This window comes from Pedococcus badiiscoriae (genome assembly GCF_013408925.1).
Taxonomy (GTDB): Bacteria; Actinomycetota; Actinomycetes; order Actinomycetales; family Dermatophilaceae; genus Pedococcus; species Pedococcus badiiscoriae.
Genome location: NZ_JACCAB010000001.1, coordinates 1,717,491 through 1,743,190 on the forward strand (window position 1 = coordinate 1,717,491; position 25,700 = coordinate 1,743,190).

Genomic DNA, 25,700 nt, shown 5'->3' on the forward strand with positions numbered 1-25,700 from the left:
CTGGGTCCGCCTGAGCTCGTCAGGGAGTGGACCTCGTCAGGGCGTTGCGGTCGTCGTGGGGGTGGCGGTCGTCGTGGGGGTGGCGGTCCCGCCGGGAGTCGCCGTCGAGATCGTGGTGCTCGTCGTGGGGGAGGCCGTGGTCGGCGCGCCCGTGGGGGCGAGCGTCGCGTAGTAGCCGCTGGGGCTCAGCACCGGCACCACGACCACGGCGGTGGGCGCGCTGGGGGACTGCACCTTCAGCGTGACCACGTCGCCGGCGTTGACGGGCACAGCCGGGAGCTGCACCTGGGTCCCGTCGGAGAGGGGACCTTCGGAATGGGCCGGCGCATCGGCGAACACGGGCTGGCCCTGCGGCAGGGCGAACGCGATCCGCTGTGCCTGGCCGCTGTCGTTGCCCACCGAGCCCGACAGCACGCCGGGCTTGTCCTTGCCGCCGCTGATGATCACGAGGTCGCGCACGTGCACGGCACCGAGGTCCACGGCCACGCCGTCGGCCGGCATGTACGGCACTTCGGTCTGGATCGGCGACTGCGTCTGGCAGGCCGACAGCGCGAGGGCGGCGCCTGTCACGACCACCGGCAGGAGACGTCGGAGGGAGGGGCGCGGGCTGGTGGTGCGGCGTCCGGAACGGGTGGCCAGGGGGGTTCGGCGGGTCACGGGGGACAGCCTACCGGCCGCCTGCCGGGCGGCTACCCGGGTGTGTGCACCCGTGCGCGTTGCACGGAAGTGGCCATTCTGTCAAGACCGAAATCGTTGTCCCGTAAGGCCTTTACGCGCCCCTGACCTGCGCAAACGCATTCTGCGTGGCTTTCCTGACGTCGGCGTGGCGTGATATTCTGAGAGTCGCGAAAGGGGAAAACAGCACATGGTTTTCAAGGTCGGCGAGACGGTCGTGTACCCCCACCACGGGGCTGCACTCATCGAAGAAATCAACACCCGCACGATCAAGGGCGAGGAGAAGATCTACCTCAAGCTCAAGGTGGCCCAGGGCGACCTGACGATCGAAGTGCCCGCAGACAACTGCGAGGACATCGGCGTCCGGGACGTCGTCGGACAGGAGGGCCTGGACAAGGTCTTCGCCGTCCTTCGCGCCCCCCACACGGAGGAGCCGACCAACTGGTCGCGCCGCTACAAGGCCAACCTCGAGAAGCTCGCCTCCGGCGATGTCATCAAGGTGGCCGAGGTCGTCCGCGACCTGTGGCGTCGTGACAAGGACCGTGGCCTGTCCGCCGGCGAGAAGCGCATGCTCGCCAAGGCTCGTCAGATCCTCGTCTCCGAGCTCGCGCTCGCCGAGAAGACGAACGAGGACAAGGCCGAGGCGATCCTCGACGAGGTGCTCGCCTCCTGAGCGTTGCCGTCGTCCTCGTTGCTGGAGGACAGGGCACTCGGCTCGGCGCTGCCCAGCCCAAGGCCTTCGTGGTCCTGGCGGGTATGCCGTTGCTCGAGCACGCCGTCCAGCGCGCCCTCACGGCACCCGAGGTCTCCCACGTCGTCGTGGTCGCGCCCGCTTCCCACCTGAGGGAGGCGGGCGCGATCGCGTCCCGGAGCAGTCGCCCGGGTGACGTCGACGTGGTCGCCGGTGGCGTCGAGCGCACCGACTCCGTGGCGGCCGGCCTTGCCGCGCTGCGTCCCGAGGACGGCATCGTCCTGGTGCACGACGCAGCGCGCGCCCTCGCGCCGCCCACCCTGTTCTCCCGGCTGGTGCACGAGGTGCGGTCTGGTCACCCCGCCGTCGTCCCCGGCATCCCGGTCACGGACACCGTCAAGGTCGTCGACGGGGCCGGCCGGGTCACCGCGACGCCGGACCGGGCGATGCTGCGAGCGATCCAGACGCCTCAGGCTTTCCTGCGCGAGGTCCTGCAGCACGCCCACGCCTCGGGTGCGCGGGCCACCGACGACGCAGCCCTGGTCGAACGGATGGGCGGCCACGTGCGCGTGGTGGACGGGGACCGCCTCGCGTTCAAGATCACCACACCGGACGACCTGGCCCTGGCGGAGCGGCACCTCAGCGACTGAGGGCGGCCTGCACCTGCTCCCACGAGGTGACCGGGCCTGCGGGAGCGGGCGCGTGGACGGTGCTGATCCAGCCGTCGACGAGCCGACCGCGCTCCACCAGCAGGTCGGGCACGAACGTCGGCACCGGGAACCCGGCGCGCCACACAGCCTTCGCGCTGCCCCAGTTCCCGGCGTGAGCCTCCCAACTGACGGTCTGCCAACCGAGGCTGTCGAAGGCGTGGGCGACCACGAGCCGGACAGCCTCGGACATGACCCCGCGGCCGCGGAAGTCCGGGTGGGTCGCGAAGCCCAGGGACCCGGCGCCCGCGTCGACCGGCATCACGCGCAGGTCGATCGTGCCGGCATACCTGCCCTGCACCTCGATCGCCCAGGAGATCTGCGCCGCCGAGGGTGCCGTGAACACGGTGACGTAGTCGACCGCCATGTCCCGCGTGTAGGCCAACGGGACCGTCGTGAAGCGCTGCGCAAGTGGGTCCACGGCTCGCTCCAGGACGCCGTCGGCGTCGGCGACTGTGTGTGGACGCAGCGTGACCAGGTCGCCCACGATGACGGGGATGTCCAGGAGAGCCTCGCTGTCGGTCATGCGAGGGAACCCTAGTGCGGCCGCGGCACGACCCTCACCCCGTTTTGTGAGGGGCGCCGGATGGTTGGATGGGGCCATGGTCCTTCCCGGTATGCCGCGCACCGGCATCGGTGTCGACGTCCACGCCTTCGCGCCGCAGGGTTCGGACCGCGAGCTGTGGCTCGGCGGCCTGCTGTGGCCCGGGGAGACGGGCCTTGCGGGACACTCCGACGCGGACGTTGCCTGTCACGCGGCCTGCGACGCTCTGTTCTCCGCCGCCGGCCTCGGCGACCTCGGCGTGCACTTCGGCACGGACAATCCCGAGCTCGCGGGGGCGTCCGGGCTGACCCTGCTCGGCGAGGCGGCCAGGCTCGTCCGCGGGGCCGGTTTCGAGATCGGCAACGTCGCCGTCCAGGTCATTGGGAACCGGCCCAGGATCGGCAGTCGCCGTCCCGAGGCGCAGGACGCCATGACGACCTGCACGGGGGCTCCGGTGTCGTTGAGCGGGACGACGACGGACGGGCTGGGGCTCACCGGTCGCGGTGAGGGAGTCGCCGCGATCGCGATCGCACTCGTCCTCCCCGTGAACTGAGGGAGCAGGCGCGCCGCACGCCACCTCCCGGAGGGGCTCGACCGCCGTCGCCGACGAGGGCCCGGGGGCCTCGCCGTTTCGGCCGGGGGGTGGTCCCGCAGGTAGCCTTGCGCCGTGAGTCTTCGCCTGTACGACACCGCCGCGCGCGAGCTGCGCGACTTCACCCCACTGGTCCCCGGTCGGGTGGGCATCTACATCTGCGGGCTCACGACCCAGGCTGCGCCCCACATCGGACACGTGCGGTTCACCGTCGCGTTCGACGTGCTGCGCCGGTGGCTCGAGGGTCGCCACGGCTACGACGTCACCCTCATCCGCAACGTCACGGACATCGACGACAAGATCCTCGCCAAGTCCGCCGAGGCCGGCGAGCCGTGGTTCGCGCTGTCCTACCGCAACGAGGTCGCGACGTCGGCGGCGCTCTCCTCCCTCGGGGTGCTGCCGCCGACCTACGAGCCGCGGGCCACCGGACACATCCCCGAGATGGTCGCCCTCATGGAGACGCTGGTCGACAAGGGCCACGCCTACCCCGCGCCGGACGAGAGCGGCGACGTCTACTTCGACGTCAAGAGCTTTCCCGAGTACGGCTCCCTGACCCACCAGCGGATCGACGACATGGAGGCCGCCGAGGACGCGGACCCGCGGGGCAAGCGTGACCCCCGTGACTTCGCGCTCTGGAAGGGCCGCAAGGAGTCCGAGCCCGCGACGGCCTCCTGGGCGACGCCGTTCGGCACCGGTCGCCCGGGCTGGCACCTCGAGTGCTCCGCCATGGCGCGCAAGTACCTCGGCGACGCCTTCGACATCCACGGAGGCGGCGTCGACCTGCGCTTCCCCCACCACGAGAACGAGCAGGCCCAGTCGCACGCCGCGGGCCTGCCGTTCGCGACGTACTGGCTGCACAACGCCTGGGTCACCGTGGGCGGCGAGAAGATGAGCAAGTCCCTCGGCAACAGCCTCATCGTCTCCGAGGTCATCAAGGTCGCCCGCCCGCTGGCGCTGCGCTACTACCTCACCGCGGCCCACTACCGCTCCACGATCGAGTACCACGAGGGCTCGCTGCGTGAGGCCGAGGCAGCCGTCGAGCGGATCGAGGGCTTCCTGGTCCGTGCCCTGCGGGCGTTGCCCGAAGGCACCTCCACGACACCGGACCACGCTTGCGTGCCGGACCTGTATGCCGCGGCGATGGACGACGACCTCAACGTGTCGGGCGCGCTCGCGGTGGTCCACGACACCGTCCGGGCGGGCAACACCGCCCTCGACGACCGTGACGACCAGGCGCTGGCAACCGCGTTCGCCGCCGTCGTCGCCATGACCGACCTGCTCGGCATCAACCCCCTCGACCCGCACTGGGGCGGTGGCACCGACAACGGCGCCGGGGATGCGCAGGACGCGTTGGATGCCCTCGTGCAGGTCCAGCTCGAGGCCCGAGCCGCGGCCCGTGCAGCGCGCGACTTCGCCACCGCGGACGCGATCCGCGACCAGCTGGGGGCGGCCGGCATCGTCATCGAAGACACGGCGTCGGGAGCGAACTGGTCGCTCGCCCGCCGCGAGAGCTGAGAGGAACACCCATGGCTGGCAACTCCCAGCGACGCGGCGCCGTTCGCAAGGGCGCGTCGAAGAAGGGCCCGCAGGTCGGCTCGGGCGGACAGCGCCGACGCGGCCTCGAGGGCAAGGGGCCCACGCCGAAGGCCGAGGAGCGACCCAAGCACAAGGCCAACCGGATGGCTGCTGCCGCCGAGAAGCGTGCCGGGGGGAGCGGATCCCGGCCGGGAGCCCGGCCCAGTGCGAGCCGGGGTGGCTCGCGCCGCGGCAAGGCATCCAGCGAGATCGTCGCCGGTCGCAACTCGGTCGTCGAGGCGCTGCGGGCGGACGTCCCCGTCACGACCATGTACGTGGCGGGCAGGATCGACTCCGACGACCGCGTGCGTGAGGCGCTCAAGACCGCGACCGCCAAGGGCATCGCGGTCCTGGAGACCCCACGCGGCGAGCTGGACCGACTCACCGACGGTGCGGTCCACCAGGGCCTGGCCCTTCAGGTCCCGCCCTACGAGTACGCCCACCCGAGTGACTTCATCGACCCGCAGACGCCCGGCATACCGCTGGTGGTCGCCCTCGACGGGATCACGGACCCCCGCAACCTCGGTGCCATCATCCGGTCGGTGGCAGCGTTCGGCGGCCACGGTGTGGTCGTCCCCGAGCGCCGCTCGGTCGGCATGACCGCGAGCGCCTGGAAGACCTCGGCGGGTGCCGCAGCCCGAGTGCCCGTGGCGCTGGCCTCGAACCTGACTCGTGCGCTCGAGGAGTACCGCAAGGCCGGCTTCTTCATCCTCGGGCTCGACATGGAGGGCGACGTCCAGCTGCCCGACCTCGAGCTGGCCACCGAGCCGATCGTCATCGTGACCGGGTCCGAGGGCAAGGGGCTGTCCCGCCTGGTCCGGGAGAACTGCGACCAGATCGTGTCGATCCCCATGTCGAGCGCGGTCGAGTCGCTGAACGCAGGCATCGCCACGGGAGTCGCGCTGTACGAAGTGGCGAGACGTCGGGCGATCTGACCCCACGCAACGGGACGTATCCGCTAGCGTTTCGCCCGTCGCGCCCATGGGGGGGTGACACTCGCATACCCGAAGGGATCACACCGCATGTCTGACTACGGCACTCCGCCTCCTCCGCCCGCGCCCGGATACAACCAGCCGACGGCCGGGGGCACGCCGCCGCCGAACTACCTCGTGTGGGCCATCCTGTCGACGATCTTCTGCTGCCTTCCGTTCGGCATCGCCTCGATCGTCTTCGCGGCCCAGGTCAACGGCAAGTACGCCTCCGGTGACGTTGGCGGCGCCCAGGCCTCGTCCGAGAAGGCAAAGCGTTTCGCGATCATCGCGGCCATCGTCGGCATCGTGGTCAACGGCATCTACTTCGCGGTCGTCCTGCCGAACATGAACAAGTAGGTCTCGCTCACCCGAGGCACCTCATGACCGCGACAACGCAGCGCCCCGCGCCACCCGTCCACCCACGGGGGTTCGGGGCGCTGCGCGCGCCCGGCCTGGTCCTGGCGGCGGCCGTGGCGGCGACCACCCTGGTCGCCACAGTCGACCCCAACCAGCCGGGCCACTACCCGACGTGTCCGTTCCTGGCCGTGACCGGCTACTACTGCCCGGGGTGTGGTTCCTTGCGCGCCCTGCATGACCTCGCGCACGGCGACTTCGCAGGCGCGGTGGCCCGCAACCCGCTGATGGTGCTCGCTGCCGGCGGCCTCGTCGTCGCCTTCGTCCTCTGGACGCGGCGGCTCTGGCGTGGTCTGCCCCGGACCTGGGTGGCGCCGCCCGTGCTCCTCTACGGGCTGCTCACGCTGGTGCTCGCGTTCTGGGTGCTGCGCAACGTGCCGGGCTGGACCTGGCTGTCCCCTGCCTGAGCGGAGCCTGTCCGCCCCGTCAGCCCCGTCGGCGGGTCAGCCCTTGGGCGTCTCGACCACGACCGTGCTGAGGATCTTGTCGGCGAACGTCTGCCGCTTGTCGTCCCACAGCGGCCAGAGGTAGCCCAGGTAGAAGAACCCGTCGAGGGTGTGCGCCAGGTCGCGCACGAAGGCCATCCCAGCGCCGATCGGCCGCCCCGTGTTCTCGTCGAGCAGCATGATGCCCATCGCCTTCTTGCCGATGCTCTGGCCGGTGCGCCCCTGCTTGAAGGCACGGTTCCAGATCGCGATGCCGAGCATCAGCAGCAGTCCGAGCACGCACAACAGCCCACCCGCGGCCATGAGGGCGGGGTCGCCGCCCGTCTCCACCGGGGCAGCGCCCGGGTAGGTGCTGTCGTAGCTGGGGGTCTTCGTAGCCGCCGCGACGAACAGGGTGATCCCGATGACGTAGGGGATCATCCCGATCAGCTGCAACAGACCGTCGATGAGGTATGCCGCGACCCGGGTGCCCCAGCCGGCGAGCGGTCCCCACGGGCCTCCGACCCCGTATGCCGTGGGAACGGCGTACCCGATGGGTGCGCCGTAGGCGGGTGCCGCGAACGGCTGCGGTGCGCTCGGCTGCGGTGGGTTCGGCTGTGGTGCGGTGGGCTGGTTCGGCTGCTCGGCCATGGTTTCCCCTGCAGGTCGGCGCTCGTGTTGTGGATCGAGCGGGCGACGGTCACCCTAGCCTGCACGCGGGCGATGCGGTCGTGATCACGCCTGGTGTCGAGGAGCCGGCCGCGGGTCGTCGTCAGCGGTGTCCTCGAACATCGCGAGGACGGGCATCTCGACGGTGTCGACGCCCACCACCGTCGCCTCGTCGGGTTTGCTCGGCAGGACGGTCGACACGTAGTCGCGGATGGCGTCCTCGATGGGGATGTCGCGACCAGCGCGCTCGGAGAGATACCACCGGTGCTCGAGGACCTCGTGGAACAGCTCGGCCGGTTCGAGCTTGCCGGCGAGGTCCCGCGGGACGGTGCGCGTGATGGGTTCGTAGATCTTGGACAGCCAGTCGTGCGCGACGATCTCCTCGTCGTCGTTCTGCCGGTCGGTGTCCGCGCGGTAGGAGTCCAGGTCGTTGAGCAGGCGGCGCGCCTGGTTCTCCTCGACGTCGAGGCCGGTGAGCCGCAGCAGGCGGCGCGAATGGTGCCCGGCATCGACCACCTTGGGCTGGATCTGGATCGTCGTCCCGCCGATGTCGGTCGAGATGGCGAGCTCGTCGACGTCGAAGCCGAGCTCGTTCAGGCGACGGATCCTCTCGTCGACGCGCCACCGGTCGCCGCTCTCGAACCGCTCGAGACCGGTGAGCTCCGTCCACAGGTCGGTGTAGCGCGTGACGATGCGGTTGGACGTGTCGACCGGGTCGACCCCGGCCTCGAGGAAGCCGCCGGCCTCCAGGTCCATCAGCTCGCCGGCGATGTTGACCCGGGCGATGTCGAGGTCGTGCTCTCGCTGCCCCGCGGTCAGCGACTGGTGCAGCTCACCGGTCTCGGCATCGACGAGGTATGCCGCGAACGCTCCGGCATCGCGCCGGAACAGCGTGTTGGACAGCGACACGTCGCCCCACCAGAAGCCGACGAGGTGGAGCCGGACCAGCAGGACCGCCAGCGCGTCGATCAGCCGGGTCGAGGTGTCCGGTCGCAGGGACTGGCTGAACAGGGCGCGGTAGGGCAGTGAGAACTGGAGGTGCCGGGTGATCAGGCAGGCGTCCAGGGGTGACCCGTCGGGGGTCTCCCGTCCGCTGACCACGCCGAACGGGACCACGCAGGGGAGGTCGAGACGGTTCAGCATCCGCAGCATCTGGTACTCGCGGGCCGCGATGTCCGCCTTGATCTCCTTGACCGCCAGGACCCGCCCCGACAGCTTGACGAACCGGACGACGTGCCGCGAGATCCCCCGGGGCAGCGCCGCGAGGTGCTTCTCCGGCCAGCTCTCCAGGGGAAGCTCCCATGGGAGGTCGAGCAGGGCCGGGTCAGGCCGGGCCGCCGTGATCTGGAGTGCCACGTCCTCACCCTCGCTCTGGTGTCGTGGGGCGGATACCGGTGTGGCCGGTTCCCGCGAACGGGAACCGGCCACACGGCATACCGTGCTTGCTCTCGCCTCGGTTCAGCGGAGACCGTCAGTTCTCGAGGCGCTGACCCGTCTCGGAGTCGAACAGGTGCAGGTGGCCCTGCTTCGGGGCGAGGTAGACGGTCTCGCCCTTCTTCGGGGGACGCCGGCCGTCGACGCGGGCGATGAACGGACGCTCGGGAGCGTCGGCGTCGTCATCGGCGTCGACGTGCTGGTGCACCTTGGCGGAGCCGTAGATGTAGGCGTCGGCGCCGAGCTCCTCGACCACGTCGACGGTGACGGGGATGCCGCCGCCACCCTCGCTGGTGAGCTCGAGGTCCTCGGGTCGCACACCCATGGTGATCGACTTGCCGTGAGCGGACGCGAGGACCTCGCGGTCGACCGGCATGACGCTGCCACTGACCTTGACCCCGCCGTCAGCGACGTCGACGTCGAGCAGGTTCATGGCCGGGGAGCCGATGAAGCCGGCCACGAACACGTTGTTCGGGTGGTCGTACATGCGGCGCGGAGTGTCGCACTGCATGAGCAGGCCGTCCTTGAGCACCGCGACCCGGTCGCCCATCGTCATGGCCTCGACCTGGTCGTGCGTGACGTAGACCGTGGTGACGCCGAGCCGGCGCTGCAGCGACGCGATCTGGGTGCGCGTCTGGACGCGGAGCTTGGCGTCGAGGTTCGACAGCGGCTCGTCCATGAGGAACACCTGGGGGGAGCGCACGATCGCACGTCCCATGGCGACACGTTGGCGCTGACCACCGGACAGGGCCTTGGGCTTACGCTCGAGGTAAGCCTCGAGGTCGAGGATCTTGGCAGCCTCTTCGACGCGCTTGCGGATCTCGCCCTTGTCGACGCCGGCGATCTTGAGCGCGAAGCCCATGTTGTCGGCCACCGTCATGTGGGGGTAGAGCGCGTAGTTCTGGAAGACCATCGCGACGTCGCGGTCCTTGGGGGACAGGTTGGTGACGTCTCGGTCACCGATCCAGATCTTGCCGGCGTTGACCTCTTCGAGGCCCGCGAGCATGCGCAGGGAGGTGGACTTGCCACATCCGGAGGGACCGACCAGGACGAGGAACTCGCCGTCCTCGATGTCGATGTTGAGCTTGTCAACCGAGGGCTTGTCATTGCCCGGGTAGAGCCGGGTCGCCTCGTCGAACTTGACTGTTGCCATGGCTACGTTGCCTCTCCTTCACCGGCAGGAACGTGCCGGACGATCCGTTGTAAAGGGTGGTGCTGCCGCTGACGTCGGTGTCTGCGGTGGCCTCAGTGTGGCCCAGCCAGGGGCGTTGCGCCAGTGCTGGTCCGGCCTGCGGGCGCCCAGGTGGAAACGTTTTCGCAACCCGGTCATCACGCGGCCCGGGCGGCCAACGTGAAATTTCTTGCACCGTGTCTGTCCGTCAGGCCTGCAAGTTCTTGCTACCGTCGCGCCCATGAAGGCGAGACTGGCTGACATCGCGGCACACGCGGACGTCAGCGAGGCGACCGTCAGCAGGGTGCTCAACGGCAAGCCCGGGGTCGCCGAGTCCACCCGCGAGGCGGTGCTGACCTCGCTGGACATCCTCGGCTACGACCGCCCGTCACGGCTGCGGCGCAGGACCGCCGACCTCGTCGGGCTGATCGTCCCGGAGCTGACCAACCCGATCTTCCCTGCATTCGCGCAGATCATCGAGACGGCTCTGGCCAGGCACCAGTTCACCCCGGTGCTGTGCACGCAGACGCCCGGCGGGGTGCACGAGGACGAGTACGTGCAGATGCTGCTGGACCGCGGCGTCGCCGGGATCATCTACGTCTCGGGCCAGCACGCCGACGTCACCACGGACCCGGAGCGGTACACGAGCCTGCGCGAGCGGGAGCTGCCGATCGTTCTGGTCAACGGCTACTGCGAGGGGATCGACGCGCCCTTCATCTCCAACGACGACGTCGCCTCCATGGAGCTCGCGCTGACCCACCTCGTCCAGCTCGGCCACACGCAGATCGGTCTGGCGGTCGGGCCGGAGCGGTTCGTGCCGGTCATCCGGAAGATCGACGGGTTCCGCGCCTCGATGCGCAGCCTGCTGGGCCGCGACGACGTGGACGAGCTCATCGAGCGGACGATGTTCTCGGTGGAGGGGGGCGACACCGCCGGGGCTCGGCTGATCGAGAAGGGCTGCACGGCCGTCGTCTGCGGCTCCGACCTCATGGCGCTCGGCGCGATCCGGGCCGCTCGGCGCGCGGGGAAGCAGGTGCCGCGGGACTTCTCGGTGGTGGGCTACGACGACTCGCCGCTGATCGCGTTCACCGACCCACCGCTGACCACCGTCCGGCAGAGCGTGCAGGCGATGGCCGAGGCCGCGGTGCGGGCACTGCTCGACGAGATCGCCGGGGAGCCCGCGCCTCGGGCCGAGTACATCTTCCGGCCCGAGCTCGTGGTGCGCTCCTCGACCGGTGCTGCTCCACCACGCTGAGCCCTCCGGCAGGTTCCCCCGGTCCCGGTCACGCCGGCCGGATGCATGCCCGAGGGCAGGGCTACGTCCCCGCCCGGGTGGACGGGGTGTGGAGCGAGGTCATCGTCGCGGCGGCCCGGGGTCCGGGGAGCCAGGGTCGACCACAGCTGCGTCGCCCAAGGGTGGGTCTACCGAGGCTGGGTCTGTCGGGGCTGGGTCTGTCGAGGCTTGTCCGGCCGACAGGAGAGCCGTCGCGGAACGGTGTCGCGCGACGTGCGTGTCGTAGGAGCCGCGGGTCAAGTCCCAACGGACATGGATGCCGCCCGGGCCGTCAACCACGGCGCCGGCATAGCGTTCGCGGTGGACGACGGTATGGTGAGCACGGCAGAGCAGGGCTGCGTTGCCGACATCGGAGGGTCCTTCGTCGATCCAGTGGATCAGGTGGTGTGCGTCCGTCCATGCGGCCGGTTTCGAGCAGCCCGGGAACGTGCAGTGTCCGTCTCTGAGCCACAGGTGCCGGATCTGTGCTCGGTCGAACAATCTCCTGGCCATGCCCTGGTCGAGGATCTCGCCGCGGCTGCCCAGGATGACGGGGATGACCTGGGCGTCGCACGCCAGCCGGCGCACTGTGTCGGTGGTCAGGATCTCACCGGCCATCGTGAGCCCCGCACCGCGGGAGTGGCCCTGCAGCACGTCGAGATTGATGGTCACCGCAAGGCTGGTCTTGGCTTGGCGGGGCGCCCCGTCCGGGGCCCCCACGGCCCGGGTGACCAGGTCCAGCAACGCGTCTGCCCTCCGGGCTGCGGGGGTGCGTGGGTCGTGGGCCCCCGTGTCTGCGTCCGGTCGGGGTCTGGCCAAGGCGTCGACCGCGGCGTCGACGATCGCCGCGCCTTCCTCGTCGAGGATCAAGGTGTAGCGGCTCAACCCCACCGGGCCCGGGCCCTTGACGAGCGATCGATGCGCACGCCTCAGGTCGGCGTCGTGTTCGACCAGCCGGTCGGGGCGCATCACCTGGCCCGCGTGCCGCACCGCGGCGGCGAGCTCGCGCTCACCGAGCCCGTCGACGCCGCGCGCGGAGTGTAGGAGGATGCCGGTGACCTCCTCGAGCTCGTCCGGGTCGGCCATGCCGCGGATGCTGTGGTGGAACCGGACGATCTGCGCAGCCTTGCCGACCGGCAGGGGCTCGCCCTCGGCAGTGGTTCCGGCCGCAGTCCCAGCAGCTGTGCCCGCGGCGCACGCGTCCACCACGTCGACCAGTCTCAGGTCGTCGGAGGCAGCCTCGGTGGCGACGGCGTCCAGGTCGCGCAGTTCTCGCAGTGGCAGCAGCGGCGCCATGGCGTGCGCCCAGTCGACCGGTCCCCACCCGTCGCCACTGCCGAGGCTGCGCCGCTTCGCCTCGGCCAGCACCGCCACGAGGTGCGCGTCGACGCTGACTGCCAGAACCCCGAGCGTCTGCATCGCCTGGGCCACCTCTGTATCGGTCAGCGCCCACAGCCGACCCGGCTCACCTGCGGCCAGCGCTTCGCCGGCCACCCACGCGCCACCGAGCACCGGTCGATCACGACCGCTGGCCGAGCCCCGGCTGGCACATCCGTCACCAAGGTGCCCGCAGCTCGAGCGGGTGGTGGTGTCCGGACTGATCGCCATGCCAACCACCCTAGGCGCGACCACTGACAGCCCAAGCCGTGTTGTGGGCGGGCAAATCCATTGCGCCCCACCATCATTCGCGCTCATGTGGATAAGTCGAGACGGATGTGGTCAGTGGTGCGATATCGCGGCGAAACGGCGCGGATACGGCACGGATACGGCTCGAGTGCCCCGCAGATGCCGCTGAGCGAGTCGCCCTCAGCGGGTGTAGAGCCTGGCCTTGGCGGTCTTCACCTGGAGGGTTTCGGGGGTGCCCTGGATCGTGACGTTCCCCGGGATGTCGATCCACTCGCCGCCGTTGACACGGAACTCGCCGGTGTAGGTGGCGGCTGCGCGGATGGTGAAGTCACCGGCCCGCGAGTAGGACTTGGTGATGTCGCCGGTGGGGTACGGGCCACCCAGCGAGGTCGTCGGCCCACTCGAGGTGCCGTCCCCGTAGAGGTACACGACGGACTTGAGCCGCGGCCGGATCTCCACCCTGAAGCCGGCCATCCGCGCCGGGTCCACGTGGTCGACCTCGCCCGGCTCGAAGCCGGTCCCGGGCCACCGGGTCTCGAAGTACGTCGGCAGGGTCACGAGCGTGACGTTGCCTTTCGGCTGGACTTCCAGCGTCGGCTTGGCGAAGGCGGTGTCGTGGAAGGCCGCGAGCACCATCGCCATCGTCACCCCCGGTCGGGCGCCGGGAGCGTCCTCGGGGAAGCACGTGATTCCGTACTGCTCCCACGGTCCGGTCGGCTGGCCGGAGGCGTTCACCGCACGTCGGAACAACCTGACGCTCGGGCCCAGCCCCTGTCCCGGGGGGTTGCCGGCGCAGTACCGGGCGGCATCCGTACACAGGTCGTCGGGATTCGGCGAGGCCGGATTGTTGGTCCCACAGTTCGCGACGGACGCGTACTCATGCCGCAGGCCAGTCGCGGCCGCGTTTGCGGCGGCCTCGGCCTTGATCCGCCTCAGCTCGGCTCGATCCCAGTTCGACATGCGGGTCCCGGTGGCAGCCCAGGATCCGGTGATGTCCGCTCGGGCGGCGTCGGCCAGGCCGACGAGCCCCGCCGCGCTCAGGGTCACCCCAGCAGCGAAGACCCCTACCCCATGTCGTACAGGAGCCATTGGTCCCCCTGCCAGACGGTCATGGCGTTGACCGCGATCGGTTTTTCAGCGTCCGTGCTGACAACTCGTCCCGCTGAATCGACGATGTCGACTCGGTGCTGGGTCCCCAGCACCCGGACGTACTGGCGACCGCCGGGCGCGCCGCTCAACGCCTCGAACCTGGTGTAGGTCGCGGGCGTTTTGGCATAGCGGTGGCCCTTGGCAACCAGGTCGCTGGCGGTGCGCTCGAAGGACTGGCACGAGAGACAGCCGGGCTCCCCGAGCGGAGGAATCAGGCCCGCCTGCGGCCTGGTCCACGCGACGTTGACCTGGACCATGAAGAACTTCACGAAGGCTTCGGCGCCGGCCGGCGTATGGGCTCGTGCGGCCGCCGGAATCTCCACCGTCGCCGTCGCGGCACTCGAAGGACTCGTCGTCAGAGCCGAAGTTGTCGGAGTCGTCGAGCTCGGGGTCGGAGCCGCGACCGTGGCCGACGTGCTCGGCGGCGGGTCGACGCCACCCCGGGTGCACCCGACCAGGGCGAGCGCCCCGACAAGGCCGCCCACGGCATACGCACGCACAGGACTCACGCTCGATCTCCCCTCCAGCAGCCCCCGCTACCCGATCGCACGCGAGTCTATGCAAACAAACGTGAACCGTGCCAGTGTCATCCACAGGGCACGGAACGTCAGGCCAGACCGGGCTTGCGAGGCCCGACCGACTACTGCCGGGAGCGCCGCTCGAACAGCAGGCGAAGCGCGGCAGCGGCTTCTTCCGGCGAGTCGACCCGGAACCGCGCGGCCGTCGCGCCAGGCCCCACCTTGACCGTCACGTCATCGCTGCCGAGCGCCCGGAACGCGTCCTCGTCGGTCACGTCGTCGCCGAAGTAGGCGACCACGTCGGCGCCCAGCTCGTCGCGCAGGGCCACCAGCGCGGTGCCCTTGTCGGCCTGCACGACGCTCACCTCCACCACGTGCTTGCCGTGCAGCACGTGCAACCCGGTATGCCGTGTGGTCACCTCGAGCGCCGCCTCCTCGGCTTCGCGCGCGGCGGACTCATCCGTCATCCGGCGGGTGTGGAACACGACCGCGCCCGGCTTGAACTCCAGGGAGGGGCCGGCCGGCAGGCTGGCGCACAGGTCCTTCAGGTCGTCGGTGATGCGACCCAGGGCCAGCCGCTGCTCGTCGGTGAGGGCCGGGGTGCCAGAGGCGCTCGTCTCGGCGCCGTGGCTGCCGATCCGGGTGACTCGGCTGCCGGCCAGGCCGGTGAGCAGGGTCAGCGTCTCCAGGTCACGCCCGGACACCACCGCGGCATACGTGCGGGGAAGGGCCGCCAGGCCCTCCAGGCTCTCGATGGTGCCCTGCAGGGGCCGCGACGCCATCGGGTCCTGGACGAGGGGCGCGAGCACGCCGTCGAAGTCCGACGCCACGAGCACCGTTGGCGCACAGGCGAATTCGTCGATCGCCTCCACCAGAGCGACCGACCACGTCTTCGCCACCAAGGCGGCTGCCGCTGCCGCCGCCGAGAGTTCCGGGGATGACGACGAGGACGACGACGAGGGCTGGGTCATCGGGTGGCCTGCTGCGGCGCGGCCTGGTGCAGGTCGCGTGCCCTGCGGTCGGCTGTGGCGTGGTCGTCGTCGGCCTGCTGCTCCTTGGTCGTCCGCTGGGGTCGGTCGGGGGCGACGGCGAGGGCCTCGAGGAAGCGTGACGCCCACCGCTGCACGTCGTGGTCGGCGACCCGGCGGCGCATCGCCCGCATCAGGCGCCGCTTCTCCTTCTCCGGAGTCTCGATCGCTCGCATGATCGTCTGCTTGAGGCCTTCGATGTCGTGCGGGTTGCAGACGAACGCCTGGTGCAGCTCGTGGAACGCCCCGGTGAACTCGGACAGCACGAGGGCGCCGCCTTCGTCAGGGCGGCAGGTGACGTACTCCTTGGCGACGAGGTTCATGCCGTCGCGCAGCGGCGTCACGAGGACCACGTCGGCCGCGAGGTACAGCGCCGCCATCTCCTGGCGCGGGTAGGAGTGGTGCAGGTAGTGCACGGCCGGCGCACCGATGCGACTGTGCTCGCCGTTGAGGCGTCCGACCTCGCCCTCGATCTCGTGCCGCAGCTCGCGGTATGCCGCCACCCTCTCGCGGCTCGGGGTGGCCACCTGCACGAAGACCTCCTCCGGTGGGCAGACCTGGCCCTCCTCGAGGAGCTCACCGTAGGCCTTGATCCGGTGCCCGATGCCCTTCGTGTAGTCGAGCCGGTCCACGCCGAGCAGCAGGGTGCGCGGGTTGCCGAGCGACTCGCGGATCTCCTTGGCGCGCTGCTGCGTTTCCGGCAGCTTCGCGACCGCCTCCAGCCCGGTGTAGTCGATCGAGATCGGGACGGCGCTGGCCCGCACCCGCCGGCTGTCCGCGGCGCGAGACACCGAGACCGTGTCGCCCTTGGTGGGCAGGCCGAGCAGCTGTCGGCACGCGCGGACGAAGTTCTGCGCGTCGGCGACCCGCTGGAACCCCAGGTAGTCGGCCCCCAGCAGTCCCTCGAGCACGGCCCGCCGCCACGGCAGCTGGGCGAACAGCTCCACCGGGGGGAACGGGATGTGGTCGAACCAGCCGATCCTCACGTCCGGCCGCAGCTCGCGCACCATCGCGGGCACGAGCTGGAGCTGGTAGTCGTGCACCCACACCGTCGCGCCCGGCGCGGCGACCTGGCAGACCGCCTCGGCGAACCGCCGGTTGACCTTCTCGTAGGCCGTGAACCAGTAGCGGTGGAAGGTCGCCGGGACGATCACGTCGTGGTAGATCGGCCACAGGGTGTCGTTGCTGAAGCCCTCGTAGTAGTGGGCCACCTCGTCCTCGGACAGGGGCACCGGACGCAGGTACATGTCGTTCTCGACGAACGGCTCCGGGGCGTCCCCTGCCTCGCCGGCCCACCCGACCCAGGCGCCCTCCCGGCCACGCATGACCGACTCCATGGCGGTGACCAGACCGCCCGGACTGGTCCGCCAGGACACCTCACCGTCGTCGCCCACGACCCGGTCCACGGGCAGTCGGTTGGCCGCGATGACCAGGTCGAACTGCTGCTGGCTGCGAGGCACAGGAAATCAACTCCTCGTGTAGTTGCCCTGGCAACCCTATGTCGCGGTGCGACCACGCGGCATGTCGCGGGGGGACCACGGGGTATGCCGTGGGGGCGACCACGCGGCATACGGCACCTCGGCCGGGTGGGTGCCGCGTATGCCCGGATTCCCCTAGCGGTGGCCCTCCCGGCGGTCTACCGTCTGAGCATGAGGATCTCGGACGTCGTGCGTCGCAAGGGTGGCCACGTGGTCACCATCCGCTCCGAGGAGACCGTCGAAAGGCTGCTCGACCTGCTCGCCGAGCACCGCATCGGTGCCCTCGTCGTCAGCGATGACGGTGAGACCGTCGACGGCATCGTCAGCGAGCGGGACGTCGTGCGCCACCTGCAGAGTGACGGCGCCGCCGTCCTCCTGGCGCCGGTGGGCTCGATCATGACGGCCGACGTCACGACCAGCTCGCCCGAGATCCCGATCGAGGAGCTGGCTCGCACGATGACCGACCTGCGCATCCGGCACGTGCCCATCGTGGTCGACGGCAAGCTGCACGCGATCGTCAGCATCGGCGACGTCGTCAAGCACCGGATCGACGAGCTGCAGTCCGAGCGTGACCAACTTGTTGGCTACATCCAGCAGTAACCTCACCTGATTCACAGGGGTCCCTCGCTTACCGTAGGAGGATGACCACGGAGGCGATCGAGGGCAGCGACGGCCGGTCCGCCGCGTCCGACGGGCCCCGGATCGGTCCGTACCGCCTCATCCAGCAGCTCGGTGAGGGCGGCATGGGCGTGGTCCACCTGGCGCTCGACCCCAGTGGTCGTGCCGTGGCGCTCAAGCTGCTGCGTCCGCACGTCGCCCAGGACTGCGATGCCCGCTCCCGGCTGGCCCGCGAGGTGGCCGTCCTGCGTCGGATCGACGACCATCGCGTCGCCACGGTGATCGACGCCGACCTGGACGGCGCGCGGCCCTATCTCGTCACGCGCTACGTTCCCGGTCCCGCTCTGGACGACGTGGTCAAGGAGACCGGCCCCATCCGGGACGGCAACCTGCTCCGGCTCGGCCGCGGGCTCGCTGACGCCCTCCACGCCATCCATGACGCCGACGTCATCCATCGCGACCTCAAGCCCGGGAACGTGCTGCTCCTCGACGGTGACCCCGTCCTCATCGACTTCGGCATCGCCCACATGGCCGACGACGTCCGGATCACGATGACGGGACTCGTCATGGGCACCCCCGGATACCTGTCCCCGGAGGTGGTCGGGGGTGCGGCGGTCACCGAGGCCACCGACTGGTGGGGGTGGGCGGCCACCCTGGCCTTCGCCGCCAGCGGCGCGCCGCCCTTCGGTCGCGGCCCGATGGACGTGGTGCTGTCGCGCGTCAGCCGCGGCGAGGCGGACCTCAGCGGGGTCGACCCGCGCCTCGCGCCCCTTCTGTATGCCGCGCTGTCGCCCGAGCCGCACCAGCGGCCCGACGCCGACGAGGTCGTCGACGCGCTGGAGCGCTACGCCACGGGGCGGCCGGTGACGCAGGCCCTCTCGACGCCACGGCATACCCAGCCGTTGGAGCACCGAGCCACCGCCCGCTGGGAACGTCCGGCGGTCGCGGCCGCCCCCGTCGCGCTGCCCGTCGAACCTCAGTGGAGCTCCGAACCGCAGTGGGCGCCCGAACCAGAGCAGGACCTCGTCCCGTGGGACGCGCCTGAGGGCGAGGTGTCCGAGTGGCAGGCCGCTTGGGCGGGAGAGGTCGGCGAGCCCGACCCGCGCATCGGTCGGCCGGCACGCACCGGCACCCTGCTGGCCATGCTGGCGGCCGTCGTGGCCGCGACGGCGGGCTTCCCCGTGGTGGCGGCCGCCATCGCGGTGCTCTGGTCGTGGGCTGCTCGCACCGCGGACCGGTCGGTGACCTCGCTCGTGCTGCGCCGGCACCACCGAGGCCGCCGTCGCTCCGACGTTCCCGTGGCCGTCGTCGCCAGCCCTTGGCACCTCGTCGTGGGTGCACTCGCGACGGTGGTCAGCGCGATCCTGCCGCTCCTGGTCGGGATCTGTGCGGTGTTCAGCGCCGCGCTCGCCACCGTCGCCGTCGTCGGCGGCTCGCCACACCCGAACTCCGCGACGTCACTGGCCGTGGGCGCGCTCGTCGCGGCCCTGATGGCCTGGTGGGGTCCCGGCGGCTCCGGTCTGCGTCGCGGCTCGCGCAGCATCATCCGCGGGGTCACCCCCGGGAAGCGGGCGACCCAGGTCGTGGTGGTGCTGCTCCTGGTCGCGGCCGGGGTGCTGGTCGTGTGGAGCCTGCAGCGCGCCGGCGTTCCGCTGTGGTGGCCGATGCGTGCGCCTGCGGGGCTGCCCGGCGTCAGCCTCACCGGATGACGCAGCGCGACCCGGGCGACCCGGGCGACCCGGGCCACGCCACCGACCCGGCCGCCACTCCGGCCGCCGCTCCGGCCGCCGCTCCGGCCGCCGCTCCGGCCGCCGCTCCGGGGCGGTCGACGCGACCCACCCGGCGCCGTCCCATGTTGCGACAGAGCCGGATCTGGCGTGGTGAGGAGCTCACCGAGACGCTCCCGATGATCGAGAGTCTTCGACACACGCCCTACCGCAATCCCCGGGTACGTCAGGCTGCCGCCGAGGAGCGTGAGGCGCGGGCGTCCCTGGACCTGGCGCTGCGCGTCGGCGAGCTGATGCTGCGTTGCGGCGCGGGCGCTCCCCAGGTCGAGTCGTCCGTGGTCGCCGTCGCCGCGGCCGCCGGGTTGGACAACCTCGAGGTCGACATCACGCTGCAGTCGTTGCTCGTCCAGTGCTCGACCGGTTCCGGCGTGCCCATCACCATGCTCCGAGTGGTGCGGTCCTCGACGCGCGACTTCGCCAGGCTGACGGCGGTGCACGAGTTCGTGGAGAACCTCGTCGCCGGTTCCTACGACCGGGAGGCGGCGGCCGAGCAGCTGCTGGAGATCCGGCGGGCCCCGAGGTTCTGGCCCAAGTGGATGGTGCGTGGGTCGCTCGGCCTGCTGGCCGCGGCCATCGCCGTCATGCTCGGGGCCGGTCCGGTCCCTGCTCTCGTCGCCGGGGTGTCGGCCCTCTTTGTGGAGTATGCCGCTCGCGTCCTCGGGCGTGGTGGCCTGCCCGACTTCTACCAGTGCGCCATCGGCGGCTTCATGGCGACGACGATCGCCTGGGGTGCCTTCAGCCTGGGCGCTGGCGGGTGGCTGCCCGTGTCGTCGTCCGACTTCGCGTTCATCGTCGCCGGCGGGATCACCGTGCTGCTCCCGGGCCGCACGGTCGCCTCCGCCTTCGAGGACGCGATCTCGGGCTACTCGGTCACGGGCGCGGGACGGATGTTCGCCGTCTTCCTGACGACGGCCGGCATCATCCTGGGAGTGGCCACGGGCCTGTCCCTCACCTTGGCCCTGACCAGTGCGCTCAACCTGGAGCTCGCCTCCCCCTCGATCTTGGCGACGAGAGCTCTCAACGCCCCACTTGCGCTGGCCGTCGGGGGCGCGTTCGTGGTGGGGGTGGCCGGCGCGGTGTCGTTGCGGAGCAGGCGGCTGCTGGTCCTGCCCTGTGGAGTGCTCTGCGCCGTCGGGGTCGCCGTGTCGCTCGCGGTGTCACACGTCGACCGGCTCGGCTTCCTGGCGGCGGCGGGCCTCGCGGCCACCGTGCTCGGTTGCGGCGGACGACTGCTGGCCCTGCGCATGGGAGCCCCGGCGATGGTGCTCGTCGTGCCGGCGTCCTATGGCCTGCTCCCCGGTCTGGCCATCTTCCGTGGGCTCTACGAGATGGTGAACGGGGCGTCCGCGAGCTCCGGCACGCTCGCCCTGCAGGGTGGCCTCACGACCCTGCTCGGGGCGATGGCCGCGCTGCTCGCCATCGCTGCCGGCAGCGTGCTGGGGGAGTTCATGGCCGCGCCGTTCGACCGCCGCATCGTGCAGAAGCGGCGCGCTCGCCGCCGCTGACCGCCCGCGCAGACGGGTCGTGGACGGGTCGTGGACGGGTCGTGGACGGGGGCTCTGGCCGGGGCTGCCGGGGTCGGCCATCGGTCAATATCGCCCAGTTGCTTGTCGCCTTGGGCGTGTCACGTCTACGGTGGACCACCTGCGCAAATGCGCGCTCACAACTGCACACGGCATACCCACAGCCATGCACATCCACCGCGCCGAGCCTCGTCAGGTGGATGTCCCGCCGGAAGATCTCCGGGCAGACGAGGACGGGGGACCCAATGCGGCCACCACGGTGGCCTTGGGGTGAAGCCGGCTCCGGCCGGCCGGGCACCTGACAGCCCGAACCCGACAGCTCACCCCGCAGGCGCCGGTCAGGAGAGGAAGTCCCCCCGCCATGTTCTATGCCCCGAAGCACTCTGCTCGGAAGATCAACCCTGTGCGCCGGCGCGTGACCGGCGTTGCCGCTGCCGGCGTCGCCACGGTCGCAGGAGGCATGGCGACCGCGACCTCCGCCTCCGCCGCCTCGACCGTCTGGGACCGGGTCGCCGCCTGCGAGAGCGGTGGGAACTGGTCGATCAACACTGGCAACGGGTACTACGGCGGCCTGCAGTTCTCCGCCGGGACGTGGGACGCCTATGGCGGTGGGCGCTACGCGGCGACCGCGAACCGCGCCACTAGGGCCCAGCAGATCTCCATCGCCCAGAAGGTCCTCTCGGCCCAGGGCCCTGGCGCCTGGCCGACCTGTGGCGCCCGCGCCGGGCTGACCCGCGCCAACGGCGGAGCGGTCGACGCCGGGTCGACCGTGACCCAGGCAGCCTCGCGCTCATCGGTGCGCCGGGCCCCGTCGGTCTCGCACGCCTCCCACGCCGCCGCCCCGTCCGCAGGCAAGCTGGTCGTCGACGGCATCCGTGGACCGATGACCAACGCCGCCATCGAGCGCTGGGTCGGTGGTTCGGTCAACGGCTCGCTGTCCCGGGCGGACATCCAGGCGTTGCAGCGCAAGGTCGGCTCGGTGCCCGACGGCGTGATCGGCCCGAAGACGGTCCGTGCACTCCAGGCCAAGATCGGTGCGCGCCAGAACGGTTCGCACTCGCTCGACCGCGCCACCGTGCGGGCGCTGCAGGCCTACCTCAACGCCCACTGACCCCAGCGCGTATGCCGGGTGCTCCCGGATTCTCGACGCCGGTGCCTGCGCCGGTACCATCGTCGCCGTCTGCTGCGGCAGGCGTGCCGGCGTGGCGCAATTGGCAGCGCACTTGTCTTGTAAACAAGGGGTTAGGGGTTCAAGTCCCCTCGTCGGCTCTCTGACCAGCACGCATGCCTCAGCAGAAAGTGGCGCCGAGGGGGACGGAGCTTCAGGTGTTTGGTGAGGACGTGAAGCCGGGAGCCTTTGCCCAGGAGGATGAAGAGGGGCCCACCGAGAGCGATTGGATCCTCGTGGGTCAGCGCCGCTACAAGGTGCTCGCCGTCCCCAGTAAGCTCCCGACGTTTGTCCCCGAATTCTGTTGGGGCAGCATTCCCGGCTTGCTGGTGGGGCTCGTGATCTACCTCGTTGCCGAGCGGCGCTCGCAGACCTGGGCGGCCCGCGTCTACTGGCAGAAGAATCGCAGGATGGCCGTTCGGTATCACTGGTGGCTCCAACAGGAGTTCGGCAGCATGGACGAGGCCAAGGCTGAGGTCGCCGAACTCGTTCAGGCGTTACAAGCCGGTGTCGTGCCCGACCCCGTGCCTAGGTCATAGGAGTTCGTTCTCGGCCCCGCCGAGCTTCGCTCTGCCGCAGATGCGGATGTAACCACCGTGCGCGCAGCACCACCTAAGTTCGGATCCGTACTCACGGGCCGGGTGACGCCTTCGTCGACCCGGCATGACGCGGATGTCGGGGGATCTTTCCTGCCGCGTGGACGTGAAGCGCAGGGATGCGTGCTGGCGCGGGGCAGCGGGAACGCAGCCTGGGCGTCCAGAGTGCGTCCAGCAGGGAGTGTCCCGCGTCACGTCCCCGGTCGAGCGGGGTCTTCACCTGTGTGGCGGGGCACCTATGGACGAGCGTCCAAGCCTTCGCCTATGCCGACCCCGACATCGTCGCCGCCCGGTCGGCGGCCCGGGAGCTGGCCGTCCGTGCAGGCTTCAGCGGAGCAGACCTGACCATGCTCGCGACGGCCGTGTCCGAGGTCGCGCGCAACATCGTCAGGTTCGCATCGACCGGCGAGGTGACGGTCGAGCTGCTCGATCGACCGCGACCCGGCATACGCGTCGTCGCTCGGGACACCGGGCCCGGGATCGCCGATGTGGGGCGTGCCCTGGAGGACGGATACAGCACCTGCCAGGGGCTCGGCCTGGGGCTTCCAGGAGCCAGACGGCTGATGGACGAGTTCAACATCGTCTCCGAGCCCGGGCACGGCACCACGGTGAGCATGACCAAATGGTTCGACACGAAGGGACGAGGATGAACGCCCAGGACACGCAGGATCAGCAGCACGACCCGTACGCGCGCGACCAAGGACAGGACCAAGGGGAGCACCAGGGACACGACCAGGGACAGGACCCGGGACACGAGGAGCTCTCGCTGTCCGGCAACCAGCTCCTCCGACCGTTGACAGAACGTGACATTTCGGATGATGATCTCAGGGCTTCAAGCAGTCGGGGCACCACGTCGTCAGTGCCCAGGAGGCTTCAGATGAGCGAGTCGACCGAGACCGTCCACGGGGGTGAGCCGGGGACCATGCCGCTCGGGGGTTCGTCCGTGCGTGAGCTGCTCACCGAGCTCGCCGCGCTGGAGGACGCCACTCGCGGTAGTCGGGACTCCTCGTGCCCGGCCGCGACCCTGCAGTCGACGGATCTCCTCGCAGCCCTGGCTCGCGAGCAGGAGATCATCGACGAGCTGCACGCTCGATGCCCAGAGGTCGCTCCGTCCATCGGTGCGGACGAGGTCGCGGGTCCGGCAACTCTCGTCTGACCACCGCGCGGCAGACCGCTCACGCGGCATACACCGCGACCTCGCTCGCCTTGACCGTGAAGACCACCTCCGAACCGGGGGCCAGGTGGAGTTCGCTCAGGGCCGCCGGGGTGATGTCCGCCGCCAGGTAGGCCGTGTGCACGCGGACCTGGTGACCGTGGGGTTCGAGGTCGGTGACCGTCCCTCGGACGACGTTGCGCGGGCTCCCGGCCGGGGCCTGGAGGTAGACGCCGACGGCACTCGGGCTGAAGACCGCCACCGCCGGAGCACCCTCGCCCAAGGTGTCGTCGCTGAGTCCTTCGATCCGTAGTCCCTCAGGTGTCGACACCGCTGCACCGTGGGCTGTACCCCGCACCAGGTTGAGCCCGGCGATGCGGGCCGCGAAGCCGCTCGTCGGCCGGGTGAGCACGCGGGACGTGGGTCCCTGCTCGACGACGCGGCCGTCCTCCACGACGGCGACGTCGTCGGCCAGCAGGACCGCGTCGAGGATGTCGTGGGTGACCAGGATCGTGGTGCGGTCCCGCAGCACCCGACGCAGCAGCTGACGGATCGCCGGGGCGGACTCCACGTCGAGGGCCGACAGCGGTTCGTCGAGGAGGAGCAGGTGCGGTTCGGTCGCCAGGGCGCGCGCGATGGCCACCCGTTGCGCCTGGCCCCCGGAGAGGGCTGCTGGCCGACGGTCGGCGAAGGCCTCGGCGTCGACCTGGCCGAGCCACTCCCGCGCTCGCTCGCGGGCGGCTCCTCGCGGCATACCTGCGCTGCGCGGGCCGAAGGCGACGTTGTCGAGCACCGACAGGTGCGGGAACAGCCGCGGCTCCTGGGCCAGCAGGGCCACACCCCGGGCGTGTGGGGGCACCCACTCGCCCTGGCCAGGGCGGGTCGCGACGAAGGAGCCGGAGTCGGTGTCGGAGTGGGCGTCGGAGTGGGAGTAGAGGATCCGGTCGTCGAGGGTGATCCGCCCGGTGTCGGGGCGCAGGAGCCCGGCGATGGACGCGAGGGCGGTGGACTTGCCGGCACCGTTCGGCCCGAGGAGCGCCAGGGTGCGGCCCGCCTCCACGGCGAGGGTGAGGTCGACCCCGCGCTGCGGAAACCTCACACGCGCGTCGAGCTTCACAGCGCTGTCCTCGACCGCCGGGTCAGCGCGATCACGACGGTGGCCACGACGACGAGGACCAGCGAGAGCGCCACGGCTGCCTGGGGATCGGTCTCACGCTGGAGGTAGATCTCGAGCGGCAAGGTGCGGGTGACCCCCTGCAGGCTGCCGGCGAACGTGATGGTCGCGCCGAACTCGCCCAACGCGCGGGCGAAGGCGAGCACCGCGCCGGAGGCCAGCCCGGGCAGGACGAGTGGCAGGGTCACCCGCAGGAACACTGTCGTCGGGCGGGCGCCGAGGGTCGCGGCCACCTCCTCGAACCGTTGTCCGCCGGTGCGCAGCGCACCCTCGAGGCTGACGACGAGGAACGGCAGCGCGACGAACGTCTGGGCCATCACGACCGCAGTCGTGGAGAACGCGATCTGGAGCCCGAGGACCTCGATGGTGTGGCCGAGCAGCCCGCGCCGCCCGAACGTGTAGAGCAGCGCGATGCCGCCGACCACGGGCGGGAGCACGAGGGGGAGCAGGACCAGCGACCGGGCGATCGACTGTCCGCGGAACTCGGTGCGTGCCAGGACGAGGGCCATCGGCACGCCGAACACGATGCACAGGACGGTGCTGGCGAGGGACGTGCGCAGGCTCAGGGCCAGGGCGGCGCGGGAGGAGTCGGAGGTGATGAGGCTGCCGAAGCTGCCCCACTCGATCCGGGTGAGCATGGCCACCAGCGGCAGGACCACGAACATCGCACCGACCGCGGCGGGGACGAACACCCAGGCCGGCAGTCCCAGCGGCGGTCGTCCTCGGGGCATCGGGTGGACC

The 25,700-nt window shown here is 70.7% G+C and carries 27 protein-coding genes, 1 tRNA gene and 1 riboswitch; of the genes, 16 read left to right on the top strand and 12 right to left on the bottom strand.

Features of this window, described 5'->3' with window-relative positions:
* Nucleotides 1–36: 36 nt before the first annotated feature.
* Nucleotides 37–657 carry a hypothetical protein gene (locus BJ986_RS08255; RefSeq protein ID WP_179421542.1) on the bottom strand — a complete coding sequence of 207 codons (621 nt, stop codon included), beginning with the start codon at nucleotides 655–657 and terminating at the stop codon, nucleotides 37–39.
* A 208-nt stretch (nucleotides 658–865) separates the two neighbouring features.
* On the opposite strand from BJ986_RS08255, the gene BJ986_RS08260 reads away from it, so the two are divergent.
* Together BJ986_RS08260 and ispD are read left to right on the top strand one after the other, a co-directional pair.
* Nucleotides 866–1,348, top strand: a complete 483-nt coding sequence (locus tag BJ986_RS08260; protein ID WP_056922091.1) for a CarD family transcriptional regulator — start codon at nucleotides 866–868, stop codon at nucleotides 1,346–1,348.
* A complete protein-coding gene (ispD, locus tag BJ986_RS08265; RefSeq protein WP_179423654.1) occupies nucleotides 1,345–2,016 on the top strand; it encodes a 2-C-methyl-D-erythritol 4-phosphate cytidylyltransferase in 672 nt (223 codons plus the stop codon). The genes BJ986_RS08260 and ispD overlap by 4 nt, the downstream gene beginning before the upstream one ends.
* Here the strand turns inward: ispD and BJ986_RS08270 are convergent.
* Nucleotides 2,006–2,599, bottom strand: a complete 594-nt coding sequence (locus BJ986_RS08270; RefSeq protein WP_179421543.1) for a GNAT family N-acetyltransferase — start codon at nucleotides 2,597–2,599, stop codon at nucleotides 2,006–2,008. The two genes, ispD and BJ986_RS08270, sit on opposite strands and share 11 nt — an antisense overlap.
* A 76-nt stretch (nucleotides 2,600–2,675) precedes the next feature.
* On the opposite strand from BJ986_RS08270, the gene ispF reads away from it, so the two are divergent.
* The 5 genes from ispF (at nucleotide 2,676) to BJ986_RS08295 (ending at nucleotide 6,576) form a co-directional block, all read left to right on the top strand.
* Nucleotides 2,676–3,170: a 2-C-methyl-D-erythritol 2,4-cyclodiphosphate synthase gene (ispF, locus tag BJ986_RS08275; RefSeq protein ID WP_238338070.1), complete on the top strand. Its 495-nt coding sequence runs from the start codon at nucleotides 2,676–2,678 to the stop codon at nucleotides 3,168–3,170.
* Between the two features lie 114 nt (nucleotides 3,171–3,284).
* Nucleotides 3,285–4,724, top strand: coding sequence for a cysteine--tRNA ligase (cysS, locus tag BJ986_RS08280; protein WP_179421545.1), 1,440 nt, complete (start codon nucleotides 3,285–3,287; stop codon nucleotides 4,722–4,724).
* 11 nt (nucleotides 4,725–4,735) lie between these two features.
* On the top strand, nucleotides 4,736–5,719 hold the full coding sequence (rlmB, locus tag BJ986_RS08285; protein WP_179421546.1) for a 23S rRNA (guanosine(2251)-2'-O)-methyltransferase RlmB: 984 nt from the start codon (nucleotides 4,736–4,738) through the stop codon (nucleotides 5,717–5,719).
* 87 nt (nucleotides 5,720–5,806) lie between these two features.
* Nucleotides 5,807–6,112, top strand: coding sequence for a CD225/dispanin family protein (locus BJ986_RS08290; protein ID WP_179421547.1), 306 nt, complete (start codon nucleotides 5,807–5,809; stop codon nucleotides 6,110–6,112).
* Between the two features lie 23 nt (nucleotides 6,113–6,135).
* Nucleotides 6,136–6,576 carry a DUF2752 domain-containing protein gene (locus tag BJ986_RS08295; protein ID WP_179421548.1) on the top strand — a complete coding sequence of 147 codons (441 nt, stop codon included), beginning with the start codon at nucleotides 6,136–6,138 and terminating at the stop codon, nucleotides 6,574–6,576.
* A gap of 36 nt (nucleotides 6,577–6,612) precedes the next feature.
* Here the strand turns inward: BJ986_RS08295 and BJ986_RS08300 are convergent, their stop codons facing one another.
* The 3 genes from BJ986_RS08300 to BJ986_RS08310 all read right to left on the bottom strand — a co-directional run bounded on the left by BJ986_RS08300 (nucleotide 6,613) and on the right by BJ986_RS08310 (nucleotide 9,850).
* Complete coding sequence (locus BJ986_RS08300; protein ID WP_179421549.1) at nucleotides 6,613–7,245, bottom strand: RDD family protein; 633 nt, start codon at nucleotides 7,243–7,245, stop codon at nucleotides 6,613–6,615.
* Between the two features lie 84 nt (nucleotides 7,246–7,329).
* Nucleotides 7,330–8,619 carry a DUF4032 domain-containing protein gene (locus BJ986_RS08305; protein WP_179421550.1) on the bottom strand — a complete coding sequence of 430 codons (1,290 nt, stop codon included), beginning with the start codon at nucleotides 8,617–8,619 and terminating at the stop codon, nucleotides 7,330–7,332.
* 115 nt (nucleotides 8,620–8,734) lie between these two features.
* Nucleotides 8,735–9,850 carry an ABC transporter ATP-binding protein gene (locus tag BJ986_RS08310; protein ID WP_179421551.1) on the bottom strand — a complete coding sequence of 372 codons (1,116 nt, stop codon included), beginning with the start codon at nucleotides 9,848–9,850 and terminating at the stop codon, nucleotides 8,735–8,737.
* 259 nt (nucleotides 9,851–10,109) lie between these two features.
* Here BJ986_RS08310 and BJ986_RS08315 point away from each other — a divergent pair, with 259 nt between their 5' ends.
* Complete coding sequence (locus tag BJ986_RS08315; RefSeq protein ID WP_179421552.1) at nucleotides 10,110–11,123, top strand: LacI family DNA-binding transcriptional regulator; 1,014 nt, start codon at nucleotides 10,110–10,112, stop codon at nucleotides 11,121–11,123.
* Nucleotides 11,124–11,222: 99 nt separating this feature from the next.
* On the opposite strand, the gene BJ986_RS08320 is transcribed toward BJ986_RS08315, so the two are convergent.
* The 5 genes from BJ986_RS08320 to BJ986_RS08340 form a co-directional block, all read right to left on the bottom strand.
* On the bottom strand, nucleotides 11,223–12,749 hold the full coding sequence (locus tag BJ986_RS08320) for an HNH endonuclease signature motif containing protein (protein WP_179421553.1): 1,527 nt from the start codon (nucleotides 12,747–12,749) through the stop codon (nucleotides 11,223–11,225).
* A 198-nt stretch (nucleotides 12,750–12,947) separates the two neighbouring features.
* Nucleotides 12,948–13,814: a hypothetical protein gene (locus BJ986_RS08325; protein WP_179421554.1), complete on the bottom strand. Its 867-nt coding sequence runs from the start codon at nucleotides 13,812–13,814 to the stop codon at nucleotides 12,948–12,950.
* 17 nt (nucleotides 13,815–13,831) lie between these two features.
* On the bottom strand, nucleotides 13,832–14,239 hold the full coding sequence (locus tag BJ986_RS08330; protein WP_179421555.1) for a hypothetical protein: 408 nt from the start codon (nucleotides 14,237–14,239) through the stop codon (nucleotides 13,832–13,834).
* A 317-nt stretch (nucleotides 14,240–14,556) separates the two neighbouring features.
* Complete coding sequence (gene otsB / locus BJ986_RS08335; RefSeq protein ID WP_179421556.1) at nucleotides 14,557–15,405, bottom strand: trehalose-phosphatase; 849 nt, start codon at nucleotides 15,403–15,405, stop codon at nucleotides 14,557–14,559.
* On the bottom strand, nucleotides 15,402–16,922 hold the full coding sequence (locus BJ986_RS08340; protein ID WP_179421557.1) for a trehalose-6-phosphate synthase: 1,521 nt from the start codon (nucleotides 16,920–16,922) through the stop codon (nucleotides 15,402–15,404). Before BJ986_RS08340 ends, otsB begins: the two co-directional genes overlap by 4 nt.
* 189 nt (nucleotides 16,923–17,111) lie before the next feature.
* Here BJ986_RS08340 and BJ986_RS08345 point away from each other — a divergent pair, with 189 nt between their 5' ends.
* From BJ986_RS08345 to BJ986_RS08380, 8 genes are all read left to right on the top strand, one after another.
* Complete coding sequence (locus BJ986_RS08345; protein WP_179421558.1) at nucleotides 17,112–17,540, top strand: CBS domain-containing protein; 429 nt, start codon at nucleotides 17,112–17,114, stop codon at nucleotides 17,538–17,540.
* Between the two features lie 41 nt (nucleotides 17,541–17,581).
* Nucleotides 17,582–19,267 (top strand): serine/threonine-protein kinase, encoded by a 1,686-nt coding sequence (locus BJ986_RS08350; protein ID WP_179421559.1) that lies wholly within the window; start codon nucleotides 17,582–17,584, stop codon nucleotides 19,265–19,267.
* Nucleotides 19,264–20,850, top strand: coding sequence for a threonine/serine exporter family protein (locus tag BJ986_RS08355; RefSeq protein WP_179421560.1), 1,587 nt, complete (start codon nucleotides 19,264–19,266; stop codon nucleotides 20,848–20,850). Before BJ986_RS08350 ends, BJ986_RS08355 begins: the two co-directional genes overlap by 4 nt.
* 214 nt (nucleotides 20,851–21,064) lie before the next feature.
* Nucleotides 21,065–21,217, top strand: a riboswitch (cyclic di-AMP (ydaO/yuaA leader).
* Nucleotides 21,218–21,229: 12 nt separating this feature from the next.
* Nucleotides 21,230–21,979, top strand: coding sequence for a transglycosylase family protein (locus BJ986_RS08360; protein WP_179421561.1), 750 nt, complete (start codon nucleotides 21,230–21,232; stop codon nucleotides 21,977–21,979).
* Between the two features lie 85 nt (nucleotides 21,980–22,064).
* Nucleotides 22,065–22,137: transfer RNA gene (locus BJ986_RS08365), tRNA-Thr, on the top strand.
* Nucleotides 22,138–22,152: 15 nt separating this feature from the next.
* Nucleotides 22,153–22,575 (top strand): hypothetical protein, encoded by a 423-nt coding sequence (locus BJ986_RS08370; protein WP_179421562.1) that lies wholly within the window; start codon nucleotides 22,153–22,155, stop codon nucleotides 22,573–22,575.
* 281 nt (nucleotides 22,576–22,856) lie between these two features.
* Nucleotides 22,857–23,282, top strand: a complete 426-nt coding sequence (locus tag BJ986_RS08375; RefSeq protein ID WP_337795025.1) for an anti-sigma regulatory factor — start codon at nucleotides 22,857–22,859, stop codon at nucleotides 23,280–23,282.
* A gap of 227 nt (nucleotides 23,283–23,509) precedes the next feature.
* On the top strand, nucleotides 23,510–23,788 hold the full coding sequence (locus BJ986_RS08380) for a hypothetical protein (protein WP_179421564.1): 279 nt from the start codon (nucleotides 23,510–23,512) through the stop codon (nucleotides 23,786–23,788).
* A gap of 19 nt (nucleotides 23,789–23,807) precedes the next feature.
* Here BJ986_RS08380 and BJ986_RS08385 read toward each other — a convergent pair whose 3' ends face one another.
* Both BJ986_RS08385 and BJ986_RS08390 read right to left on the bottom strand, forming a co-directional pair.
* Nucleotides 23,808–24,902 (bottom strand): ATP-binding cassette domain-containing protein, encoded by a 1,095-nt coding sequence (locus tag BJ986_RS08385; RefSeq protein WP_179421565.1) that lies wholly within the window; start codon nucleotides 24,900–24,902, stop codon nucleotides 23,808–23,810.
* A complete protein-coding gene (locus BJ986_RS08390; RefSeq protein ID WP_179423656.1) occupies nucleotides 24,899–25,690 on the bottom strand; it encodes an ABC transporter permease in 792 nt (263 codons plus the stop codon). Before BJ986_RS08390 ends, BJ986_RS08385 begins: the two co-directional genes overlap by 4 nt.
* Nucleotides 25,691–25,700: the final 10 nt, after the last annotated feature.

Excerpts from the sequence above, each read along its gene's own strand:
- BJ986_RS08310 (WP_179421551.1), bottom strand. The coding sequence starts at position 9,850 with ATGGCAACAGTCAAGTTCGACGAGGCGACCCGGCTCTACCCGGGCAAT.
- BJ986_RS08355 (WP_179421560.1), top strand. The coding sequence starts at position 19,264 with ATGACGCAGCGCGACCCGGGCGACCCGGGCGACCCGGGCCACGCCACC.
- otsB (WP_179421556.1), bottom strand. The coding sequence starts at position 15,405 with ATGACCCAGCCCTCGTCGTCGTCCTCGTCGTCATCCCCGGAACTCTCG.
- BJ986_RS08290 (WP_179421547.1), top strand. The coding sequence starts at position 5,807 with ATGTCTGACTACGGCACTCCGCCTCCTCCGCCCGCGCCCGGATACAAC.
- BJ986_RS08260 (WP_056922091.1), top strand. The coding sequence starts at position 866 with ATGGTTTTCAAGGTCGGCGAGACGGTCGTGTACCCCCACCACGGGGCT.
- BJ986_RS08370 (WP_179421562.1), top strand. The coding sequence starts at position 22,153 with ATGCCTCAGCAGAAAGTGGCGCCGAGGGGGACGGAGCTTCAGGTGTTT.
- BJ986_RS08390 (WP_179423656.1), bottom strand. The coding sequence starts at position 25,690 with ATGCCCCGAGGACGACCGCCGCTGGGACTGCCGGCCTGGGTGTTCGTC.
- ispF (WP_238338070.1), top strand. The coding sequence starts at position 2,676 with ATGGTCCTTCCCGGTATGCCGCGCACCGGCATCGGTGTCGACGTCCAC.
- BJ986_RS08345 (WP_179421558.1), top strand. The coding sequence starts at position 17,112 with ATGAGGATCTCGGACGTCGTGCGTCGCAAGGGTGGCCACGTGGTCACC.
- BJ986_RS08320 (WP_179421553.1), bottom strand. The coding sequence starts at position 12,749 with ATGGCGATCAGTCCGGACACCACCACCCGCTCGAGCTGCGGGCACCTT.
- BJ986_RS08360 (WP_179421561.1), top strand. The coding sequence starts at position 21,230 with ATGTTCTATGCCCCGAAGCACTCTGCTCGGAAGATCAACCCTGTGCGC.
- BJ986_RS08315 (WP_179421552.1), top strand. The coding sequence starts at position 10,110 with ATGAAGGCGAGACTGGCTGACATCGCGGCACACGCGGACGTCAGCGAG.
- rlmB (WP_179421546.1), top strand. The coding sequence starts at position 4,736 with ATGGCTGGCAACTCCCAGCGACGCGGCGCCGTTCGCAAGGGCGCGTCG.
- BJ986_RS08295 (WP_179421548.1), top strand. The coding sequence starts at position 6,136 with ATGACCGCGACAACGCAGCGCCCCGCGCCACCCGTCCACCCACGGGGG.
- BJ986_RS08380 (WP_179421564.1), top strand. The coding sequence starts at position 23,510 with ATGAGCGAGTCGACCGAGACCGTCCACGGGGGTGAGCCGGGGACCATG.
- BJ986_RS08350 (WP_179421559.1), top strand. The coding sequence starts at position 17,582 with ATGACCACGGAGGCGATCGAGGGCAGCGACGGCCGGTCCGCCGCGTCC.
- BJ986_RS08270 (WP_179421543.1), bottom strand. The coding sequence starts at position 2,599 with ATGACCGACAGCGAGGCTCTCCTGGACATCCCCGTCATCGTGGGCGAC.
- BJ986_RS08300 (WP_179421549.1), bottom strand. The coding sequence starts at position 7,245 with ATGGCCGAGCAGCCGAACCAGCCCACCGCACCACAGCCGAACCCACCG.